Annotated in this window: 15 protein-coding genes; 3 read left to right on the top strand and 12 right to left on the bottom strand. The window is 39.4% G+C overall.

The features are described 5' to 3' along the window. Positions 1-163: 163 nt before the first annotated feature. Positions 164-1,363 carry a phosphoglycerate kinase gene (locus Q0058_RS11845; RefSeq protein WP_298224192.1) on the bottom strand — a complete coding sequence of 400 codons (1,200 nt, stop codon included), beginning with the start codon at positions 1,361-1,363 and terminating at the stop codon, positions 164-166. A 123-nt stretch (positions 1,364-1,486) separates the two neighbouring features. Here Q0058_RS11845 and Q0058_RS11840 point away from each other — a divergent pair, with 123 nt between their 5' ends. The 3 genes from Q0058_RS11840 (at position 1,487) to Q0058_RS11830 (ending at position 3,962) form a co-directional block, all read left to right on the top strand. Then, positions 1,487-2,635: a DNA polymerase III subunit delta' gene (locus tag Q0058_RS11840; protein ID WP_298224190.1), complete on the top strand. Its 1,149-nt coding sequence runs from the start codon at positions 1,487-1,489 to the stop codon at positions 2,633-2,635. A 4-nt stretch (positions 2,636-2,639) separates the two neighbouring features. Beyond that, complete coding sequence (locus Q0058_RS11835; RefSeq protein ID WP_298224187.1) at positions 2,640-3,023, top strand: DoxX family protein; 384 nt, start codon at positions 2,640-2,642, stop codon at positions 3,021-3,023. Between the two features lie 162 nt (positions 3,024-3,185). Beyond that, the gene (locus Q0058_RS11830) at positions 3,186-3,962 is read left to right on the top strand and encodes a LuxR C-terminal-related transcriptional regulator (protein ID WP_298224185.1); all 777 of its coding nucleotides are present in this window, start codon (positions 3,186-3,188) and stop codon (positions 3,960-3,962) included. A gap of 68 nt (positions 3,963-4,030) precedes the next feature. Here the strand turns inward: Q0058_RS11830 and Q0058_RS11825 are convergent, their stop codons facing one another. The 11 genes from Q0058_RS11825 to Q0058_RS11775 all read right to left on the bottom strand — a co-directional run bounded on the left by Q0058_RS11825 (position 4,031) and on the right by Q0058_RS11775 (position 19,931). Next, positions 4,031-6,499 carry a T9SS type A sorting domain-containing protein gene (locus tag Q0058_RS11825; protein ID WP_298224183.1) on the bottom strand — a complete coding sequence of 823 codons (2,469 nt, stop codon included), beginning with the start codon at positions 6,497-6,499 and terminating at the stop codon, positions 4,031-4,033. A 213-nt stretch (positions 6,500-6,712) separates the two neighbouring features. Then, positions 6,713-8,989: a helix-turn-helix domain-containing protein gene (locus tag Q0058_RS11820; RefSeq protein WP_298224181.1), complete on the bottom strand. Its 2,277-nt coding sequence runs from the start codon at positions 8,987-8,989 to the stop codon at positions 6,713-6,715. Between the two features lie 66 nt (positions 8,990-9,055). Beyond that, positions 9,056-9,625, bottom strand: a complete 570-nt coding sequence (locus Q0058_RS11815; protein WP_298224179.1) for an HAD-IB family hydrolase — start codon at positions 9,623-9,625, stop codon at positions 9,056-9,058. Between the two features lie 6 nt (positions 9,626-9,631). Beyond that, positions 9,632-10,501 (bottom strand): decaprenyl-phosphate phosphoribosyltransferase, encoded by an 870-nt coding sequence (locus Q0058_RS11810; RefSeq protein ID WP_298224177.1) that lies wholly within the window; start codon positions 10,499-10,501, stop codon positions 9,632-9,634. Then, positions 10,485-12,038, bottom strand: coding sequence for a hypothetical protein (locus Q0058_RS11805; protein ID WP_298224175.1), 1,554 nt, complete (start codon positions 12,036-12,038; stop codon positions 10,485-10,487). Before Q0058_RS11805 ends, Q0058_RS11810 begins: the two co-directional genes overlap by 17 nt. 185 nt (positions 12,039-12,223) lie before the next feature. Continuing rightward, entirely contained in the window at positions 12,224-12,787 is a 564-nt protein-coding gene (locus Q0058_RS11800; RefSeq protein WP_298224173.1) for an OmpH family outer membrane protein, read from the bottom strand. A gap of 44 nt (positions 12,788-12,831) precedes the next feature. Then, entirely contained in the window at positions 12,832-13,689 is an 858-nt protein-coding gene (locus Q0058_RS11795) for a class I SAM-dependent methyltransferase (RefSeq protein ID WP_298224172.1), read from the bottom strand. Next, positions 13,689-14,201: a hypothetical protein gene (locus tag Q0058_RS11790; protein ID WP_298224170.1), complete on the bottom strand. Its 513-nt coding sequence runs from the start codon at positions 14,199-14,201 to the stop codon at positions 13,689-13,691. Before Q0058_RS11790 ends, Q0058_RS11795 begins: the two co-directional genes overlap by 1 nt. Positions 14,202-14,210: 9 nt before the next feature. Beyond that, positions 14,211-16,082, bottom strand: a complete 1,872-nt coding sequence (gene mnmG / locus Q0058_RS11785; RefSeq protein ID WP_298224169.1) for a tRNA uridine-5-carboxymethylaminomethyl(34) synthesis enzyme MnmG — start codon at positions 16,080-16,082, stop codon at positions 14,211-14,213. 2 nt (positions 16,083-16,084) lie between these two features. Further along, positions 16,085-16,516, bottom strand: a complete 432-nt coding sequence (gene ybeY / locus Q0058_RS11780; RefSeq protein ID WP_298224167.1) for an rRNA maturation RNase YbeY — start codon at positions 16,514-16,516, stop codon at positions 16,085-16,087. Beyond that, a complete protein-coding gene (locus Q0058_RS11775; RefSeq protein ID WP_298224164.1) occupies positions 16,509-19,931 on the bottom strand; it encodes a DUF4175 family protein in 3,423 nt (1,140 codons plus the stop codon). Before Q0058_RS11775 ends, ybeY begins: the two co-directional genes overlap by 8 nt.

Below are 19,931 nucleotides of genomic sequence, written 5' to 3'. Positions count from 1 at the left end.
TATGGATTAGGCAGTTAAAATGAAATCCCGAAAGAATCAATAATTCCAACTGGCTATTTTTCAAATCATTGCACGCGGCAAAAATAAGAATCTTATAACAAAGATATCTAATCTTATAACTTAAAATTGTGCTAAATATTGTATTTTCTCGTTTTTCGTCGTGTTAATTGTGATTTTCATCGAGGATTGCCGCGATCCCCGGAAGCGTTCTTCCTTCGAGCATTTCGAGCATGGCACCACCGCCGGTTGATACGTAACTCATCTTAGGTTCAAGTCCGAATTGCTTTACTGCTGAAACCGAATCGCCACCGCCAACTAACGAAAACGCCCCTTTTGAGGTAGCTTCCGCAATATAATTCCCTAGTTCGATGGTTCCGTGGGCAAATTTTGGCATTTCAAAAACACCCAACGGTCCGTTCCACAAAATGGTTTTTGATTCAAGGATTACTTTTTTGAAATTCTCTAACGATTTTGGACCTGCATCCAAACCTTGCCATCCGTCAGGAATTGCATTGACATCTACGATTTGCGTGTGGGCATCATTTGAAAAAGCATCAGCTGCCACAACATCCACAGGAATATGAATCTGAACGCCTTTCTCTTTGGCCAATCTCAAAATTTCCAACGCGAGTTCTTGTTTATCATCTTCACAGATGGAATCTCCGATTTTGCCGCCGAGCGCTTTCACGAAAGTGAACGTCATGCCGCCGCCGATAATCATATGATCAACTTTATCCAAAATATTTTCAATGACGGTAATTTTAGAAGACACTTTTGAACCGCCCAAAACAGCTGTTACTGGTTTTTCGCTGTTTTTCAAAACTTTGTTGAGGCTTTCAATTTCTTTGGCCAATAACATTCCGAAGCATTTTTCATTCGGGAAAAATTGCGCAATAATTGTGGTGGACGCATGTGCTCTGTGCGCCGTACCAAATGCATCGTTCACATAAATGTCGCCTAAAGAAGCAAGCTCTTTTGAAAACGCTACATCTCCGGCTTCTTCTTCGGAATGAAAACGCAGATTTTCTAACAACAAAACTTCACCTGGTTTTAAATCGGCTGCCGCTTTTTTAGCAACATCACCGATGCAATCTTCAGCGAATTTGACCTCAACGCCTAAAACTTCAGACGCTTTTTTGACGATATGCTTCAAAGAATATTTGGCTTCAACGCCTTTGGGTCTGCCGAGATGCGACATCAGGATGACACTTCCACCATCGGCTAGAATTTTATCAATCGTTGGTTTGGCAGCTTCGATTCTCGTGGCATCCGTCACGTTAAAATTTTCATCTAAAGGCACGTTGAAATCTACGCGGATTAAAGCTTTTTTATTTTTGAAATGGAAGTCAGCCAGCGTTTTCATAATTTTTGGTTTTAAAAATATGGCACAAATATACGATTTAAAACTTTTGGAGAAAAAACCGCAACAAACCGATACTGTCTGTAATAAACTTTGGCTCTTGACAACTTTCCGTTATATTTGCTCATGCTATTTTCAGAAATTTTAGGACAGGATTACATCAAAAACCATCTGACGACGAGTGCGTTTTCGGGGAGAATTCCGCATGCGCAGTTGTTTGTCGGGCCGGAAGGCAGTGGCACGCTCGCAATGGCAGTGGCTTATGCGCAATTCATTTTATGTCACAATACCGGAAATGAAAATTCCGGCGGAAATGACTCGTGTAATCTGAAATTCCAGTCTTTTTCTCATCCGGATCTGCATTTTATTTATCCGACCGTGACTACTGAAGATGTCAAGACCAAACCCAAAAGCCTTGATTTCATTGCAGACTGGCGTTCGTTTCTGGCGGAAAATCCTTATGGAAGCCTCTTCGATTGGTACCAACTTTTAGGCGTTCAGAACAAACAGGGCGAAATCCGTGTGGAAGATGCGCAGGAAATCTTGAAATCTCTAGCACTGAAATCTTACGAAGGCGGTTATAAGATTATGATCATCTGGATGGCCGAAAAAATGAATATCGCCGCATCAAACAAACTGCTGAAATTGCTTGAAGAACCATCCGACAAAACCCTTTTCATCCTGATTGCTGAAAACGAAGAAGACATTATCCAAACCATTCTTTCGCGTTGTCAGGTTTTGCAGTTCAACGCCTTGCCTGAAAAAATCATTGCGGAAGCTTTAATTTCGCGTCACCAGGTTGATCCGAGAACCGCTACGAGATTGGCGCACCAGTCGCAGGGCAATTTCAACAAAGCCATACAACTTTTGCAAGAAACTGGCGAAGATGTTGTTTTTGAAAAATGGTTCGTCGATTGGGTACGCGCCGCTTTCCGCGCCAAAGGAAATGCCGCTGCGATTCAGGATTTGATTTCATGGAGCGAACAAATTGCAGGCTTGGGCCGTGAAACCCAAAAGAAATTCCTCAGCTATTGCATCGATCTGTTCAGACAGGCTTTATTACTCAATTATCAGGCGACAAGTCTGGTGTATATGGAGCCTAAAATTGAAAAATTTAAACTAGAGAATTTCGCACCATTCGTCAATGGCAATAATATCAGTGAGATTTTCAAGGAACTTTCCGATGCGATGTATCATATCGAGCGCAACGGTAACGCGAAAATCATCTTAACCGATTTGTCGATCAAACTCACGCGTCTCATTCATAAAAAATAAACTTATGTTCAATATCGCTTCAATCCTGATTCTGGCTTTTCTTGCCGTCACGTTCCTCCAGTCGGGTTACGACAAAGTCATGGATTGGAAAGGCAACGTGTCCTGGCTTAAAGAACATTTTGCGAAAACCCGTTTGAAGAACCATGTTCCGTTGGCATTATTCCATGTTTTGATTTTGGAATTGATTTCAGGTGTTTTGTGTGTGGTCGGCGGCATTGAGCTGATGGTCAATAACGGTAGGGTTTTCGGTTTGTATGGCGGTATTTTCTCATGTATCACTCTGATTATGTTGCTGTTCGGCCAACGTTTGGCGAAAGATTACGATGGCGCCAGAACGATCGTGATTTATTTTATTCCGGCTGTGATGGTCGTTTATTGGCTGAGTTAGTGTTCGCTAATTAATTTAACAGTTGTTTGTCTCTAAATCCTTGTTAATAGTGTATATTTAATTCATTATTTAGCATTTAATTCCCTCTTTAAATTTTTCATTGCTTTTCATTCCTTGAAGATATTTACAGCTTGTTTTAAATCAAATTAAACAACAAACTAAATGTCTAAAAAGACCTCGTTGTCTGCTATTACTGAAGTTCAGAATATTTGGAAAGTGATTTCTACCGAAAATAAATCAAAAAAGGTTTTAGCGTTTGATTTAGACGTTCATAAAAAACTACTCAATGTTTTTCATGTTGGTGAATTTTATTACATCATTCTAGACGTTTATGACGGTGAATTTATTTATGTGAGTCCTACAGCGGAAGAAGTTATCGGAATAAAACCAGGCGATTTAACCATTGGGGTTCTTCTAGAAAAAATTCATCCGGAAGATTTGCCTTATTTTATGAATTTTGAACAAGCTATGTCTGACTTTTTTAAAACATTGCCCGCTGAAAAGGTGACCCGTTACAAATCGAGATACGATTACAGAATCCAAAAAAGCAATGGCGATTATATTCGCATCCTGCAACAAGTGATTGTTCTGGAACATGATCAGGATGGCAGCTTATTAAAATCATTGTGTGTCCACACCGATATTTCCCATATAAAAACAGCGGGGAAACCTTTGCTTTCCATCATAGGGATTGACGGAGAACCTTCTTACATCAATGTTGATGTAGCGCAAAAATTCGTGGTTTCTTCTTTCCTGTCGAAACGCGAAAAACAAATCATCAACCTGCTGATTGAAGGCAAAGTCAGTAAAGAAATTGCATTGACGTTAGGCTTGACATTGCTCACGATTGAAACCTACCGCAAAAAATTGCTGCAAAAAACAGCCTCAAAAAGTATTGCGCAAATGATTGCCAAAGCGATTCGCGAAGGTTGGGTATAAATTTAATTTGGTGAAAATAAAAAAGCCCGACAGATGAGAGTCAGGCTTAATTTACTCTTTAAAAAAAATTACATTTTGGTAAACTTCTCCGTCCAGACAGCATTCTCGCTTTGAATCTTCAGAATATAAATACCCTGTTTCAAAGCACTCACATTGATTTGATTTTCATCAAAAACTCCCGAAGCCACTTTCTTTCCAGAGACATCGAACATTTCATAAGCATTTGCGGTATTCAATCCGGCAAAATTCAAATGCAGCAATTCCGCAACCGGATTCGGATAGATTGAAAATGACATTTTCCAAAAAGCTGTAGATGCTAAAAAAGAATCGCCGGTGAGACGGACAATGCGGTTTGAGAAATTGCTGTTGTAACTCCAGAACTGGCCTGCCGCAATTATTTTTCGATCCGATTGTATGGCGATCGCACGAACGGCATCATTGTTTCCTGTGCCTGTTACGAAAGAAGTATCGTTGGTTCCGTCTGCGTTTAAACGAAGCATATGATTCGCAGTGGTTCCGTTGTAAACTGTAAATGAACCTCCGGCAAGAATTTTTCCGTTGGTTTGTCTGGCCAGCGTCAACACATCTGCGTCGAAAGCTGTGCCTGTGAGGAAAGAAGTGTCTGTGGTGCCGTCCGAATTTAAACGGGCAATCCTGTTGAACGTGCCTCCGTTGTATAAGGTGAATTTTCCTGCCACAACAATTTTATTGTCTGGTTGAACCAGTAAGTTGTTGATTATGGCGTTGAATCCCAATCCTGTGACAAACGAATTGTCTTTTGTCCCGTCGGCATTCAATCGAATGATTCGTGTGGAACTCACTCCGTTATAACTCGTAAAAGCGCCTCCGATTAATACCTTTCCATCGGATTGTATGACCATAGACCAAACATCATTATTAAAACCTGTTCCTACTACAAAAGACGTATCAATTGATCCATCAGTATTTAGGCGGATTATTTTTTTAGAAGCCGTTCCGTTGTAGGTGGTGAAAGCGCCTCCTGCTATAATTTTGCCGTCGGATTGAACAGCTAGCGCATAAATATCCGCGTTAAAAGCAGTTCCTGATTGAAATGAAACGTCCAATAATCCATCCGCATTCAAACGCGCGATGCCATTTGATGTGATTTCGTTGCATCTTGAAAAAGAACCACCAACGAGTATTTTTCCATCTGATTGAACTACCATACAATAAGGCGCGCCATTAAAGCCTGTTCCTGTATTAAAAGTTACATCTTTCGATCCGTCTGCTTGATTGAGTCTGATAATCCTGTTGGATTGGCTTCCGAAATACGAATTGAATTCCCCTGCAACCAAAATTTTACCATCCGTTTGAAGCGATACCGCATTCACGAAACTATTGGCAATAAATAATCCGGGGTTGAATGAAACGTCTTTTGTTCCATCAGCATTCAATCTCAAAACACCAGAATTTGCGAAACCATTGTAAAAATTAGACAATCCGCCAACAACTGTCTTCCCGTCGAATCGAATAGCAATCGCTAAGACTCCTGCATTAAATCCGGTGCCAGTAACAAATGAAGTGTCATTCGAGCCATCGGCATTTAATCGAATAATTCCGTTAGAAGTAATGCCATTATAGGAAGTGAAATTCCCTCCTAAAGTAATTTTCCCATCAGGCTCAATGGCTACGCGACGAACAAATCCGTCAAAAGCACTTCCGGTAACAAAGGAAGTGTCAATTGTGGCATCACTATTCAAGCGAACAATATGACTTTCAGGAAAGCCGGCAAAAACGGTAAAATTACCTACTAAAACCAGTTTCCCATCAGGTTGAAATGCCATGCTATAAATACCTCCTGTACATCCAGCACCATAAAATTCGATAGTGCCGTCAGCTGCTATCCTTACTATATTATTAACCACTGTTCCGTTGTAGGAAACAAAAAGACCTCCTAGTATAATTTTACCATCGGGTTGCGGCAGCAAAGCAAGTACCGTAGCATCGCATCCCGTTCCTGAGTTAAAATTGGTGTCGGCAGTTCCGTCGGTATTTAAACGGATGATTCTTATGGCTGATGCTCCATTGTAAGTCGTAAAGTCACCACCCAAAATGATTTTACCATCAGACTGCATAGCCATGGCATAAATACTATTATTAAATCCCGAGCCCGAATTGAAGGAAGTGTCAACAGAACCATTGCTATTCAAACGAACAATATGATTGGCTGCCGTACCATCGAATGAAGTAAAAGCACCGGCCACAACAATTTTTCCATCAGGTTGAATCGCCAAACACGTTGCAACATCGTTAAACCCTGACCCCGTATTGAATGTGACATCACGCGTTCCGTCTAAATTAAGCCTCGCTATACCGTTAGAACCCGATCCTGAAAAGTCATAGAAACTGCCCACCGCTATGGTTTTTCCATCGCTTTGAATCGCCAGAGCCCTGGTGTTGCCATTGGCATTTATGGAATTTCCAATCGGGAATGTCGCATCAATATCGCCCGCATTCTGTGCGGTAAGCACGAAACTGAATAAACCGAAAAATAGAATAAGTAATTGTTTTTTCATTTTGAATCTGTTAATCGCTTACTCTGAAAAGGATTTTCGGCTAGCTCCTGTTTTTGCGCTATGAATCCTTGGGAAGTTTTGATAAGGCATTAAAACCCAACACCGAATAATCATTCGGACTCATAAAACGTGACAAACCTAGGCCTAATAATAAGTCCTTGCAATATCCTATTTATAGGATTATTTAAGATTGAAAATGAATGTAAAACTGGATTATCGCACCGGCAAACTCGCCTTAAACATTTTGAGTTCGTCCCAACTGAACGTGTCGCCGTATTGTTCCTTGAGTGGGTTCAATGACGCTTCTTCATAACCTTCAAAAGCTTTGGTTAAATCGGCGATTTTATCGTGTGGCAATACGTCTGCGATGTTGATCGATTTAATTTCTATGAGTTTGGCCAGATGCGTGCAGATGGTTTGCTTGGTGAGTTTGCGAATGTTGGCGATTTCTGTAATGGAGTTCTTTTCCTGCCACAATTCGTAAGTCACGAGGAAAGTGGATTTTTTGGGTTCTTTGGTTTTGGTTTCCTTTTTAGACTTATAGCGAACAACGTCTTCTTCATCTTCAATCAAAGTCACATGAAGCGATTGGAACAACGACTGGATCGATTCTAATTTTTTGACTTTATAATTTTTGATCGCCGGTGTGTATAAATTCTCTTTCGTGATTTCGTTTCCGTTGGCGATGGTTTGCACAAACACTTTGGTTTTCATCAAATGCAGCACGGCTTTGGTCTGCGCTTCTTCTAAAACCAACAGTTCTTCGAAAAAGGCTTTGGCTTTTTTGACACGTTTGATTTCTTCTAATTTCCAAAGAATTTCATGCACGAGATTGTCCAGCGGCAAAAAGAAATAATCAAATGCGGCTTGCACTCTTTCTGAAATGAATTCGAAATCGAAAGGCTCGGCAGCAAACAGTTTGTCTAATTGCAACGTGAATTTTCTGGCCGGTTCGAGCAATTCCGCAATAGTTTCAGCATTTTTTTTCGCCCAGACTGCGTGCTTGGATTTTTCTGAAATTTCCGATTTCTCGTTGTAACTGAATTGGTGGTTGCGCCATTCCTGAGCCAAATCCGACCAATTGAAAGCATCTTTGAGAAAATGCTGAATGAATTGATTGGTTTCTTGCTTGAGCGCGTTTTCCAAATCGGATTCTTCGGTTTTGTTGGCGGCATATTCCATGACTTCCTCGTCGTTCGAGATGCCGTTCATCCGTAACGGCGAAAGTAGTACCAATCCCTGTAAAGTACGAAGTCGTGACAGCGCCACATAAGCTTGTCCGGGAAGAAAAACCTGTGAAACATCCACCGCGGCTTTATCGAAAGTCAAACCCTGGCTTTTGTGAACAGTGATCGCCCAGGCCAGTTTCAGCGGATAATGCACGAAAGTTCCCAACACATCTTCTTCGATTTCCTTGGTCATTTCGTTGACGGTATAGCGGATGTTCTGCCACTCGTATTTCTCAACGGCTATCGTTTTTTTCTCTTCAGGAAAATGCACCAAAATTTCTTCGTCCGATAGCGATTCGATGACGCCCATTTTCCCATTGAAATATTGCTTGTTGAATGACAAATCGTTTTTCATAAACATGACCTGTGCTCCGATTTTGAGCTGCAAATTAGCCTCGACAGGATAAATTTTTTCTGGAAAATCGCCTACAATTTCGGGTTGGTAAGTGACCATCGTTCCTTTCAGATCAAGTAAAGATTGCTGGTTGATCGCATCGGCTTTGGCATTGTGTGTCGTCAGCGTGATAAAACCTGGGTTGGCTTTCAGGTCGAAATCTGGCTTGACATGCGCATTCAGATGTTGAAGATCCTGCTGCGTAATCTGGTTGTTGCGTAAATTATTGAGAATCGAGATGAACACGTCATCCGACTGGCGGAATATTTTGGAAAGTTCGATGTATAAAGGCGGATTGTTCTGCACAGCATGCGAATGAAAAAAGAATTTCCCGCGGTAGTATTTCTTTAAGATTTTCCACTCTTCGTTTTGCATTACGGGCGGCAATTGCATCAGATCGCCGATGAATAAAACCTGGGCGCCGCCGAAGGATTTTTTGTTTTTCCGAATCGATTGCATCGTAAAATCAATGGCATCGAGTACGTCTGGGCGCAGCATACTGACTTCATCAATGATGAGCAATTCCATGTTGCGGATCACGGCTTTTTTGAGCCCGCTCATTCTTGGGAACCGCAGCAGCGTACTTTTAGATTCGAATTTTACAGCGTCTGAAAAGTGCGGCGTGATGTTCTCCGGAATAAATCCGCCGAAAGGCAACTGGAACAAAGAATGGATCGTAACGCCTGAAGCGTTTAGTGCCGCGATTCCTGTAGGCGCAACAACAACGGTGTTCTTGTGTGTAGTTTTGATGATTTCGCGCAACAGCGTAGTTTTGCCGGTGCCTGCTTTTCCGGTCAGAAATATAGACCGTTGGGTTTGGTTGATGAATTGAAGGGTATACTTCGCTTCGGCTGTGATGGTTTCCATGTGGCTGATATTGAATGACAAAATTATAGAATCAAAATTAAAAACAATTGCTTGATGGTGAATTTATTAGCCTTTGGAAAGTTGCAACATTTCCCTATCGCCTTTGCCGCTGCCGTAAACTTTGATAACATCGAATTGCTCTAAGTCATAAACAGCTTTGATCCTGTTGACTTTCTCCGGCCCATAACAATTTTTGGTGGTGAACTTTCCGGTGATTTTCCCGTCTATGGTTTCTAACTCTGTTCCGATGCAAGGGACTTTATATTTTTCACTCCAAGGCTCAATCCAGTAGGCGCTCGAAGCGGAAACGATGCAAACGGTATGGTTCGATTCGAGGTGTTTTAAGAAATATTCAAATGTTTTTTTATTTAAGTCTTTTTCGATTTTTGTGGTTGCGAAATTTTGTGCCAGTGCTTTAAATTCTTTGACATCGTCGTCTTTAAAGAAATGCGTAAGGAATTTTACTTTGACTTTTTCATTATTTAATATGCCCAGTTTCAAACCTGAAAGCGATGGAAAAAGCATCAACAATCCTTGGTAAAATCTGACTTTTCCGTTGGCAAATATGGTAAACTCAATCAAGCTGTCTTTATTGTAAAGCGTGCCGTCGAAATCAAAAAGCGCTAATGTTTTCATGGCTTTTTAGGAATTGAAATACAGCAAATAACTCATCAAACCAATCCATAGTAAAATGGTAATCTGAATAAAACGGTCTTTTAAAACGATGCTCGTCGGCGAATGCGTGGATTGGTCTACAATGGCAAGTTTGAGATATCGGAAAATGCCGTTGACGACAAATATAATCGACAAATACAACCATTTCGAGTGATAATGTTGCAGGTTTTCAGGCGCAATGCAATAAAAAATATAACAGACAATCAGCACAGAAGCCAAGATTCCGAGTACGGTATCGATAAAACTTAGACTGTAACCCTCGATGCTTTTGCGGACTTCTTTGCCGTTTTGCGATAAAATCACATCCGTTCTTCTTTTGGCGATTCCGAGAAATAGCGCCAGCAGATAAGTAATCAATAAGATCCAGACTGAAGGTTCAATCGCAGAAACGGCGGCTCCGGCGAGAATTCTAAGCACAAAACCAATGGCAATAATATTCAGATCAACTATCGCAATATGCTTGAGCCATTTGGAATAAAGAAAATTCAAAAAGATGTAACTGCTAATGATCAGAAATAAGTTGCGGTTGATGCTCCAGGCCAATAGCAGCGCGCCAATCATCAGCACCAACTGTAAAACCAAAGCGTTTTTAATTTTGATTTCACCCGAAGCCAGCGGTCTTTTTGATTTCAGCGGATGCGCTTGATCGGCTTCGATATCAAAAAAGTCATTGATGATGTAAATACTGCTTGCAGCCAATGAAAACGAAACAATCGCCAGAAAAACCAAAAACAACAAATGGAAATCCCAGAAAGCGCCACCGAAAAACAACGGCGCAAAAACAAACACGTTCTTGACGTATTGTTCGGGACGAATGAGTTTAAGGTAATGTTTCATTATTCTTTAATGCGTTATAAACCAGAAAGTGTTTCGTTTGAGCAATGCAATTGAAATTCTCGTAAATGAATTCGGTGATCGAACTGAATTTTTCGCGTTCCGCCGGCATGAACTCTTCGCGGTTCAGGAACGATTTCTCGAGGAAAATATAGTTCTTTTTATCTGCTGCTAAGCTAATAAACATTTTTTGACTTCTGGCGACTTCGGTTTCTATTAACCAATCGGCGGGCAATTCGCTTTGCTGGTTAAAAATATAATTCGCCATCGGAATATTGGGCGCGACGATGAAATTTTCGCCGTATTTCGCAATGAGTTGTTTGAGTTCGGTGTATTTTTCGAAATTGCTTTTACTGGTTTTGATGTATTGGAGTTTGGGCGAAACCGTTTCAAGCGAATAGTTCAGATTTGGAATCGAGGCTTCTCGGTATGGCCGGTAATTGTAGGAAAAGGCTGTGAGACAAACCGGAAAAGCAATCCAGAAATAATATTTTGAAAATGATTTCAGATCCTTACCAACCAAAACGAGAAAACAGGAAACAATACCCGTAGCGAAAAAAATCGGGAATTGGTATCCAAGACTGATCGAACACGACCATGCAATTCCCAATAAGACGATTATGGGCGCTATTAAGGGAATATTTTTGTTTTTGAATCCATAGCTATAAATAAGTGCAAAAAAGGCGGCTACAAAAGCCAATCTCGAAGCCAATTCGATTTGTTTCACAAAACACAAAGCAACGGCAATTGAGAATATGATATAAGCCATCCATTTAAAAAGCGGGACAATGGCTGTTGGTTTTTGTTTTTTTACTTTCAGATAGATTAAAACGGCCAGGCCAAACGACAACACCAAACCTAAAAACCAAATCACTGGCATGAAAATATAGTTTTGTATTCCAGCGTGGAATAAATCCATGACATGGGTTTCGCCAGTTGTTTGCTGGATAAATTTGTCAAAACTAGTCATCGACAAAATAAAACCAAGGTATAGCGCCACAAAAAATAACAATTGAATTGTAAAAACGAAAGCCGTTTTGAGATTGAATTTCATAAATATCCAAAACAGAAATAAAAGCGGCACCAAATAAAAAGACTGTTTGGTTAAAGCGCACAAAACCGCCAAGAAAGCAACGGCAAACAATCTGAAGAACTTCGGCTCATCGGTTTTTGAAACCAACCAAAAGGCCATGGCTGCAAATAAAAGTCCATCTGTTGTGGGCCAAGGATAAGGCGAAAAATTCAATAGCGAAACTACGAAACCCACAATCATTAAACCCCATTTTGATACTTTAAACTTTGAGAAATCATAAAGATTATCAACTGCGGAAACGATTAGGTAAACCTGCGAAGCAAAAAGCAGATAATTGGTGATCCTGATCCAAAAAAATTGTCCGGTTTCCGGAAGCACATACATGAAAATGGCGTTGAAGTAAAGCGTTACCGGAGGGCCTTTGTAGATGAAGTCTTCGTAAACCGACTGCCCGTTGATGATTCTCCATGAAAAACTTGGGATATAACCCGTATCAAAGTTTTCCAATCCAAACTGAGTTAAAAAAAAGCAATAACAAGCCAATATAGCGAGGAATAAATATTTATAAACCGTTGAATTATTGAGTTTTAGCATCAATTTTTAATTTATACAAACTGATTCGCGTTGGGTATGTCGTAAAAAAAGCCCTCATTGAAATCGATGAAGGCTTTTTATAGGGATAAATCTATGAATTATTTTTTTTCTGCCGCTTTTTTATCTCCGGATTTATATTTTTCGTTAAGCAGTTTTGTGATTTCTTTCGTAATGTCATATTGGTCTTTGGCATATAAAATGGAAACCGCTTCACCGGTTCCGTAAATATAATCGTAACCTTTTTCTTTACCGTATTCTTTGATGAATTTTTTGACGCTTTTAACAAGGGAATCCATTTCAACGCCGCTTTCCTGCTGCAATTGCTGCACCATGCTGTCTTGCGCATATCTTAATTCCTGCTCTTTCTTCTGCAATCTTGAGCCGTTTTCTTGCGCCCAGGCCTGACCTTTAGCTTGTGCGTTTTGCTGGAAACTTGCCGCTTCAGCTTTGAATTTTGCCACTTCTGCCTGCAGTTCTTTACCCATATCGTCAGATTTAGACTTATACTTGGCTTCAATGTCTTTGGCTTCTGTGTATTCCTCTAATAATTTTGAAGTGTCGACATAGGCCGTTTTAATTTCCTTTGTTTTGGTCGTAGCGGGATTATTATTACAGGCAACGATGGAAAGCGAAAGGGCTAAAACTAGAATTATTTTTTTCATGTTGATTTGATTAAGTTGAAGGTTCAAAAGTATTAAAATTAAATTTAGATTTTCTGGTCGTTTTTTAGGATGTAAATGTGCGACGAGTATTCTCCAGTCGCTCTGCCTTTCCAATTGGATTTTAATCCGATAAGGAATGCTTTGATGAAATTCATGCTGCCTGTTTTATATTTTTCAGAAAGCAAAGACACGTAAAACGCATCAAACGGCATCGGTAAGGTTTTTAGCAAATGAAAGTTTTCTCTTGCAAAAAGATGCTTGATGGATTTCTGAGAAAAATGCCACAAATGCCTCGGGACATCATAGGCTGCCCAAAAAGAACCGTAATAATTGGCATCAAAAGAATTGAAATTCGGAACGGCAATAAATATAGTTCCTGTAGGTTTTAATATTCTTTTGAGTTCTTTGATTTGTTTTTCAACATCAGGCACGTGTTCTAAAACATGCCACATGGTGATGATATCAATAGAAGATTCGGCAATCGCAGAGGTACTTTCAATTATGGAAACCCCTTTGGTTTGCGCTATCGTTCTGGCTTTTTCATTAGGCTCGATTCCTTTTGTTTGCCATCCATCCTGTTGTGCTACGGCTAAAAAATCTCCGGTTCCCGCGCCAATATCGAGTAAAATTCCTTTGGTTAATTTTTGTTGGTTGATGTATTTCAACTTATTCTTTAGTGCGATTTGCTTTACAAACTGATAGGCTTTTTCAAACAAAGAACGGCTGCCGTCAGTGTGGGAAATATAGTCTTCACTTTCGTAATAGCTTGGCAATTTATCTAAATCGGGCTGAGGATATGTAAATACCAAATCAATGGACTCGTCGCGATAAAGATTAAATGCTTCTTTGGAAACCGAATGGTCTTTTACAGTAAGATATAGTTTGTGGTTTGAAATATCCATTATTGATTATAATATTCGTCTTTTAATTTTTTTAAATAGTTTACGACTATGTTTTGGAAAAGTGAACCGTCTTTCAGGCAATCTTCGTTGTTAGCATTGACCATTGAAATCGCAATAAACTTTCTTTGCTGATCGCTTTGGTCATTTTGTGGTTCGAGATTGATGACAGAATAGTTGGCGCTGTTGAAGTACTTTTCAAAGTCTGAATTATCATAAACAATCATCTTATATTTGCTTTTGTCGATGACCACCCAATATTCTGTACTGAAGTAATTTTCAGATTTGAATTTAATCGACAGGAATTTTTCAATAGGCAAATTCTTCGTGTTATTTTCGAAAATAAAGGCCGTTAAACCTTCTTGGTTTTCAACTATTTCTTTGCCTTTTGGAACCAAAATATAATCGGGAATCTGAATGGTTTGCCTTGCTCCTACACAACCAATTAATACAATACAAAATGAAAAAACAAGAAGTTTTCCTTTATTTACAATGGTTGTCGTATGGAGTTTCACGTGGAACATTTATCTTCCCATATAAATTAAGAGTACAGAAATATCACTTGGGGAAACGCCACTAATTCTGGAAGCTTGGGAAATAGTTACAGGGCGAATGTTAGACAACTTCTGTTTGGCTTCAATAGACATTGATTTTATTTTATGATAATCAAAAAATTCAGGGATTTTTACATCTTCTAAACGCGTCAGTTTGTCCGCATTATTGCGTTCTTTTTCTATATATCCCGAATATTTTACTTGAATTTCTGCTTGTTCTAAAATCTCTTGATCAACTTCCTGTTCGTTAATATAAGTTTGAACTTTTTCCAACTTCAACATATCCTGCAAATCAATCTGCGGGCGTGAAAAGATTTTAAACATTTTATCAGATTGGTTAACCAAAGCTGTTTCTTTTTCTTGGAGAATCGGATTAATTTCAGCCACATTGACACTGGTTTCTTTGAAGAAATTGACCATTTTTTCTGACTCATTAAACTTATGTTCCATTCGTCTCAAACGTTTTTCGGATGCCAAACCGATTTCATGAGACATTGGTGTCAACCTAAAATCAGCATTGTCTTGTCTGAGCAATGTTCTGAACTCAGCCCTTGATGTAAACATTCTATAGGGTTCTTCTGTTCCTTTCGTGATTAAATCATCGATTAAAACACCAATATACGCTTCATCACGCTTCAATATCAATGGCACTTGCTCTTTTACTTTCAAAGCCGCATTAATTCCGGCCATTAATCCTTGTGATGCTGCCTCTTCATAACCTGTAGTGCCATTGATTTGACCTGCAAAGTATAACCCATCAACAAGCTTGGTTTCTAGTGTATGCTTCAATTGTGTTGGAGGAAAATAATCGTATTCAATAGCATAACCTGGACGAAAGAACTTCACTTTTTCAAAACCAACAACAGAACGTAATGCTTTGAATTGAATTTCCTCAGGCAAAGACGTAGAAAAACCATTCACATAAACCTCAACGGTATTCCATCCTTCAGGCTCAACAAACAACTGATGTCTTTCCTTATCTGCAAATCGATTGATTTTATCTTCTATTGATGGGCAATAACGCGGGCCAATGCTTTTAATTCTCCCATTGAACATTGGAGAACGCTCAAAACCTTCCCTCAATATTTCATGAACTTCAAGCGAAGTATACGTCATATGACAAGACTTCTGGTGAATTAACGGTTTTGTATGGTCCGAATAGGAAAACTTATCCGGCTTGTCGTCGCCTTTTTCTTCATTCATCTTGGAATAATCCAACGACCTGCCATCAACTCTTGGCGGCGTACCCGTCTTCATCCTGCCAGATTCAAAACCTACGTTTACTAAATCTTCGGTTATTCCATACGCAGCACTTTCTCCTGCTCTACCACCACCAAATTGTTTATCACCGATGTGAATCAAACCATTCAAAAAAGTACCATTGGTAAGCACAACTGTTTTGGATTTTATTTCAATACCCAAAGAAGTTTTGATGCCTACTATTTTATGATTTTCAATCAACAAGCCTTTTACCATTTCCTGATAAAAGTCGAGATTAGGTGTTTGTTCAAGCATCAATCGCCACTCTTCTGCAAATCGCATTCGATCACTTTGAACCCTTGGAGACCACATGGCCGGTCCTTTCGACTTATTAAGCATTTTAAACTGTATGGCGGTTTTATCAGAAACAATTCCCGAGTATCCGCCTAAAGCATCAATTTCACGTACAATCTGACCTTTCGCTATTCCGCCCATCGCAGGATTACATGACATTTGGGCAATATTCTGTAGACTCATGGTAACCAATAGTGTTTTACAACCCATATTGGCGGCAGCAGCAGCAGCTTCAGAACCAGCATGACCGGCACCGACCACAATAACATCATATACTTCTTGAAACATTTTTATTTGTTTTTGTTTTGTTCCACGTGAAACATTTTCATTTTCTCTTCTTCTTTGGAACGCATCAGCGATTCATCTTCTTTAGATTTATCTTTAAATCCACAATAATGAAGTACGCCGTGAACCATAACCCTTTTCAATTCATCCTCAAATATCACATCGAAATCAACCGCATTCTCACGAACCCTTTCGACAGAAATGTAAATATCTCCGTGTAGTTCATTTCCTACAGAATAGTCAAAACTAATGATGTCCGTTAAAGTGTCGTGGTTAAGATATTGTTGGTTAATTTCCAATAAATAAGCATCATCACAAAAGATATAGTTGATTTCACCCTCTTTTTTGTTCTCAGACAGAATTACATTGGACAACCACTCCGAGAAAGCTTTTTTCTTGGGAAGTTTAAAGTCGGTTTCGTAATTAAAACTAATCATTGCTCTTGAAATATTCTTGAACCTTCTGGTTAAAATTGGAGCGCAAAGGTAGGCTTTGTCTGTTTAAGATTTCAACACTGTTGAGATATTGTTGCAAGCTTGATGGTAGGGCATTGGTTTTATTAGAAAACTCCTTATTATTAGTTTCGGATTGTCTTTTCTTGTCTTCTCCTTGCTGCTGGATTGCTTTCTGGAGTTTCATCAACTCATATTTTAAATTCAAGGCTTTCTGCAAAGTCTCATTATTAAATCCTTTATTGAGTAATTGTTTTTCGATTTGCTTCATTTGTTCAATCGCATTTTGGCCATTACCTCCCATGCCTTGCTTATCTAATTCGTTTTGTAGGGCATCGCGCAATTGTTTTTGCTCTTTATAAATTTCCATGATGGCTTTTGCATCGCCTTCTCCGTCTTCGCCATTTTCTCCATTCTGACTATTGCCATCACCGTTTCCGTTTTTACCATCTTTGCCTGATTTGCCTTTATCGCCTTGTCCTGGCTTATTTCCCTCACCGGGTTTATTTCCTTCTCCTGGTTTCTTACCCTCGCCCGGTTTTTCACCTTCACCGGGCTTTTTGCCCTCGCCTGCTTTGTCTCCGGGTTTATCACCTTTCTGCATGCCACTTTTCATTTTCTCACCAAGGCCTTCCTGCTTTTTAATGATATCCGGCAATTGCATGCCCATTCCTTGCCCTTGACCAGGTTTTGGCTTACCGGAACCCATTCCTGACAAAGACATTTGCATATTATTGAGGATGTCGCTTAAGAAATCTGCCAACTTATTAGCCGCTGAAATGGTATATTGTTGGTGTGACAGTCCTTTTGGGATTTGCGCTTCAACCAAGCTCTCTAACGCTTTATCAATGTTGTAATGCACATTCCCAATTTCTTCTGTAATATTCTCAGCCATTTTGGGATTCCTTAAAGACATCGCAAACAAACTATCGTCGACATGTTTGAATTGTTGTTTCAAATTTTGCTGAATCTTCAGGTTTTTATTGAATGACGGCGAACCTCTTTTGAGTCCTTTGAATTGTCCCATGACTTCTTCCTGTGAGAACGAAAAAGCCAACAAATTATCCAGAATCTGACGCAGCATTTTGACATCCTCTTCTATTTCTTCTTTTTCGGAACTTTCCATACTTTGCTCCATTTTCATGGACATTTCCTTCATTTTCTTGGCGGCACTTTTTTGTTTGGGCTTGGCTTTGTCTTTCTTTTCTTTTTGCAATTCCTCAGAAGCTTTTTTCAAATCCTCGTCTATGCTTTTCTCTTTTTCAGCATCATTTGGGATATCAATCGGTGATTTCAATTCCTTGTTTTCCTTTTGCAGGTCTTTTAAATCTTCCTGAATCTTATCAAATTCCTTGTTAATTTCATTCTGTTTTTCAGTAGAATTTTTCTTTTCGTTTTCTGCCAACTTATCTTGCTTCTCCGCTAATTTATCTAGCTTATCAGCCAATTGTTCTGCTTTCTTTTCTACATAATACTTCTTGGTAAGTTCGACCAATTGCTCCAAGTTCTTGGTTTGGTTTTTACTGTTTTGCTTGAACTTATCCAGCTTTTCCATAAGCTCCTCATTCTTGATCTTATCATTGAGTTCCTTAAGTTCGTCAAGCAGCTTTTGGTTTTTCTCCAAATCCTTATCGGCTTTCTCCAATCGTTTTTGCAGTTCTTCCTTAAACTCGTCTTTCTTTTCGGATTTGAATTTGTCCAGATTCTCTTTCATCTTCTCCGCAAACTCCTTCATCATCGCATCTTGCTGTTTCTGGCGGTTGATGAATTCATTGACTTTCTGTTGGTCTTTGAACTCCAGATTGTCTTTTTCCTTTCCCGCTTTCTGAAGTTTTTCAATTTCAGAAATCTGCTTGTCCTGAGCCTTCAAAGATTTCTCCAATCCATTGATGCTGTTGTTTTGCTGCTGCAATACCTGATCTTCTTTCTCTGTATCGGTAACGATTCTATTTGAAAATACCGAAGATTTGGTGCTTTTAAAATGGTGCACTGCGTCATTGTCAAAAACTTCAAAGTAATATTCATAAGTTACACCTTGCTCGACAGGCAAAGCACTTGGGAAAGAGAACACAAATTGATCATAAATATCTTTCTTCACCGCAATAATGCCTCTTTTAGCAGTGTTTGGTTTATCTTTTTCATAATAGATGATCTGAAGTTTAGACAAACCATAATCGTCCGAAACTTGCCCGATAACATACGTTTTCTCCGTTTTAAGGCTGTCCGGCGCATGATTGACATTTATGGTCGGAAATTGATCTTTAATCACGGAAATCTGATAATTTAGCTTTTCGTAGTTTTTCACTTTCTCATTCGAAGTCAAAATCTGGTAATCGGTGTTTTGAAAAATAGACTTGGACAGGGAAAATGTATTCTCATTTTTAGAAAATGGCGTCAATGATTTCATATCTGACCATTCCACATTTTGCGTCGCTTGTGTATTGATTTTCCAGGAAACCGTTGTTCCTTCCGGAACAATCGCATTTCCCGAACCTTTGATGGTTTCTGATTTTTTATTGAGATAAGACGGAAAATTCAAATGCATCTCAAAGTTCGCAATCGATGGAACCGTAACCACTTTCAATTCATAATCAGAAGAAACTACAGCATTCGCTTCCACATGAAAATCAATATTGGCAGCAGGTTTAGTGAACTTATACTGAAATTCTCCTGGCTTCACCGATTCCATATAGTAACTTTCATCGTTAATGAAAATCATCGCGTTCTCGGGAACAATTTTCCCTTTGGTGCGGAGTAAAAGTGTAAAATCCTTGTTCTGTTCAGTCTGCAACGGATTATTCACAATCACAAATTCAAACGGCGCGGGCGGAATAAACTGTTCCTTGAAATGTACGACGCGGTTGAAACTCTGCGAGATCACATTGCTGTTGCCCGAAATGTAAAAGAATGCAAAAAATAAAATTGGTAAAATCGCCAACGGCAAATATTTCTTATTCGCATTAAAATTGATCGCACTTCCAAACGGAATCGGCTGCAACGCATTGGCTTTTTGGTCAATAGATGCCAAAAGTAGTTCCGATTGGTTGTTGTCAGAAGCCAGTTGCAAGAAATTTGTGAGTTTGTCGCTGACTTCAGAAAAGTGGTTCCCAATGATGATTGACGCTTCTTTGTAATCGATTCCCTTTTGGATTTTAAACAATTTGAAAAGCGGGAAAACGATATACCGTGCGAGCAAAAACAATTCAACGCCGATAAAAAGCCAAAATAATACCGCTCTTCCCATCGGTTTGAGCCAAAGGAAATACTCGACGAAAAGCGTGAATAAAAAATACAGCAACCCCAACCCTACAAAGAATAACACGCCGCGAATGAGCTCGTTGGTGTAGTATTTCCTAATGAAAGTTTCTAACTTTTCGTAAATGATATTCGATGATTTCAA

The organism is Flavobacterium sp. (genome assembly GCF_027484705.1).
Taxonomy (GTDB): domain Bacteria; phylum Bacteroidota; class Bacteroidia; order Flavobacteriales; family Flavobacteriaceae; genus Flavobacterium.
This window is presented reverse-complemented; position numbering and strand designations above follow the sequence as displayed.

Bases quoted from the DNA above. Each gene is read 5' to 3' on its own strand.
- Q0058_RS11845 (WP_298224192.1), bottom strand. From the start codon at position 1,363: ATGAAAACGCTGGCTGACTTCCATTTCAAAAATAAAAAAGCTTTAATC.
- Q0058_RS11840 (WP_298224190.1), top strand. From the start codon at position 1,487: ATGCTATTTTCAGAAATTTTAGGACAGGATTACATCAAAAACCATCTG.
- Q0058_RS11835 (WP_298224187.1), top strand. From the start codon at position 2,640: ATGTTCAATATCGCTTCAATCCTGATTCTGGCTTTTCTTGCCGTCACG.
- Q0058_RS11830 (WP_298224185.1), top strand. From the start codon at position 3,186: ATGTCTAAAAAGACCTCGTTGTCTGCTATTACTGAAGTTCAGAATATT.
- Q0058_RS11825 (WP_298224183.1), bottom strand. From the start codon at position 6,499: ATGAAAAAACAATTACTTATTCTATTTTTCGGTTTATTCAGTTTCGTG.
- Q0058_RS11820 (WP_298224181.1), bottom strand. From the start codon at position 8,989: ATGGAAACCATCACAGCCGAAGCGAAGTATACCCTTCAATTCATCAAC.
- Q0058_RS11815 (WP_298224179.1), bottom strand. From the start codon at position 9,625: ATGAAAACATTAGCGCTTTTTGATTTCGACGGCACGCTTTACAATAAA.
- Q0058_RS11810 (WP_298224177.1), bottom strand. From the start codon at position 10,501: ATGAAACATTACCTTAAACTCATTCGTCCCGAACAATACGTCAAGAAC.
- Q0058_RS11800 (WP_298224173.1), bottom strand. From the start codon at position 12,787: ATGAAAAAAATAATTCTAGTTTTAGCCCTTTCGCTTTCCATCGTTGCC.
- Q0058_RS11795 (WP_298224172.1), bottom strand. From the start codon at position 13,689: ATGGATATTTCAAACCACAAACTATATCTTACTGTAAAAGACCATTCG.
- mnmG (WP_298224169.1), bottom strand. From the start codon at position 16,082: ATGTTTCAAGAAGTATATGATGTTATTGTGGTCGGTGCCGGTCATGCT.
- ybeY (WP_298224167.1), bottom strand. From the start codon at position 16,516: ATGATTAGTTTTAATTACGAAACCGACTTTAAACTTCCCAAGAAAAAA.